Source organism: Rhodococcus sp. YH1 (assembly GCF_009939605.1).
GTDB classification, from domain to species: Bacteria; Actinomycetota; Actinomycetes; order Mycobacteriales; family Mycobacteriaceae; genus Rhodococcus; species Rhodococcus aetherivorans.
This window is the reverse complement of the sequence record NZ_WVTE01000182.1, coordinates 1-1,960: the sequence shown is the minus strand read 5'-3', so window position 1 is coordinate 1,960 and position 1,960 is coordinate 1. Positions and strand designations below refer to the sequence as shown.

Genomic DNA, 1,960 nt, shown 5'->3' with positions numbered 1-1,960 from the left:
CATCCTGTTCGACAAGAAGGCCAACGACACCATCGCCGAGTACATCCGCGAACGCATCCGCGAGCGGGTGCAGGACCCGGCCAAGGCCGACAAGCTCGCACCCGAGGGCTACGCCTACGGCACCAAGCGTCCCCCGCTCGAGACGAACTACTACGAGGCCTACAACCGCGAGAGCGTGCACATCGTCGATGTGAAGGACACTCCGATCGACGAGATCACCGCCACCGGGGTCCGGGTGGGGGAGCGCACGTACGAGGTGGACACCGTCGTGCTGGCCACCGGCTTCGACGCCATGACCGGGCCGCTGCTGGCGATGGACATCCGCGGCCGCGGCGGACAGACGCTGGCCGAGAAATGGGCCCACGGGCCGCGGACATACCTCGGCATCATGATCCACGGGTTCCCGAACCTGTTCACCATCACCGGGCCGCAGTCGCCGTCGGTGCTCTACAACATGCCGCTGGCCATCGAGGACCACGTCGACTTCGCCACCGACGCGATCGACTATCTGCGCGCACACGACCTCGACGTGATCGAGCCGACCGCGCAGGCCGAGACCGACTGGCTGCACCTGACCAACGAGATCGCCGGGCAAACCCTCCTGCCGCAGACGAACTCCTGGTACATGGGCGCCAACATCCCCGGCAAGCCGAGGGCCTGCATGGTCTACCTCGGCGGTGCCCCGACCTACCGGCAGACCTGCGCCGAGGTCGTCGCCGGCGGCTACACCGGCTTCGACACGACGAGTTCGCGCGCGGTGGTCGCGACCGCCGTCTCCTGACCCCACCGTCCATTCCCCGGAAGGAAATGCCATGGCACTCGACCACCACGTCGAGCAACTGCTCGCGGGACTGCAGGCGCAAGGACTGAAATCGTTCGAGAACATGTCCGTCGACGAAGCCCGCGCGGTCGTGTCGACGTTCACCGGCTTGCAGGCCCCGTCCGAACCGGTCGCCCGGATCGAAGACCTCCACTATGTCAGCGACACCACCGAGCTTCCGCTCCGGATCCACCTTCCCGAAGGGACCGGTCCGCGCCCGGTGGTGCTCTACTTCCACGGCGGTGGGTTCGTCGCCGGTGATCTCGAGGTGGTCGACGAACCCGCCCGGGCACTCGCGAACGAGACGGGAACGGTCGTCGTGACCGCCGCCTACCGCCGGGCGCCCGAACATCGGTTTCCGGCGGCCGCCGACGACGCCTGGGCCGCGCTGAACTGGGTCGCCGCGCACATCGCCGAGCACGGCGGGGACCCGGGCAACATAGTGGTGATGGGCGACAGCGCCGGGGGGAATCTGGCGGCCGTCACCGCGCTGCGCTCGCGAGACCAGGGAGGGCCGGCCCTTCGCGGACAGGTGCTGATCTACCCGGTGATCGACCCGAACGCTCAGCTGCCGTCCCGAATCGACTACGCCGACGGCTACCTCATCACCGCCGCGGCCCTGGACTGGTTCTGGGAGCAGTACCTGTCCGCACCGGAGGACGCCGACAACCCGTATGCCGTCCCCACCCGGGCGGACCGCGTGGACGGACTCCCGCCGGCCCTCATCCTCACGACGGAGAACGAGGTCACCCGCGACGAGGCCGAACAGTACGGCGCTCGGCTGCGCGCCGAGGGCGTGGACGTCCGTACCGTCCGATTCGACGGGCTGGTGCACGGCGTGTACTGGATGTCCGGCGCGGTTCCCCGCAGCCGCGAGTTGCGCGCCGCCGTCGCCGATTTCGTCAAGAGCGTCGTCGCCCCCACGTCGGCGGCCTGACGGTCTACCGCCCGGCGGACGTGATGTCGTCCGCCGGGCGCGATGGACGTGCGAACCGGTCGGCTGCCCCGGTGACCGTGTCGGTGCCGGATGTCAGGATGCCGGCATGGACGAACGACCGGTGTTGGTTCTCGGTTCCACGGGCACCGTCGGGCGACGGGTCACCCGGCAGTTGCGCGAACGCGGGCACGCGGTCCGTGCCG

The 1,960-nt window shown here is 69.3% G+C and carries 1 protein-coding gene and 1 pseudogene; both read left to right on the top strand.

Features of this window, described 5'->3' with window-relative positions:
- Nucleotides 1-781 (top strand): annotated as a pseudogene (locus AIIKEEIJ_RS14120) (cyclohexanone monooxygenase); the annotation flags it as partial.
- 31 nt (nucleotides 782-812) lie between these two features.
- On the top strand, nucleotides 813-1,757 hold the full coding sequence (locus tag AIIKEEIJ_RS14115) for an alpha/beta hydrolase (RefSeq protein ID WP_029540987.1): 945 nt from the start codon (nucleotides 813-815) through the stop codon (nucleotides 1,755-1,757).
- Nucleotides 1,758-1,960: the final 203 nt, after the last annotated feature.

Bases quoted from the DNA above. Each gene is read 5' to 3' on its own strand.
- AIIKEEIJ_RS14115 (WP_029540987.1), top strand. From the start codon at position 813: ATGGCACTCGACCACCACGTCGAGCAACTGCTCGCGGGACTGCAGGCG.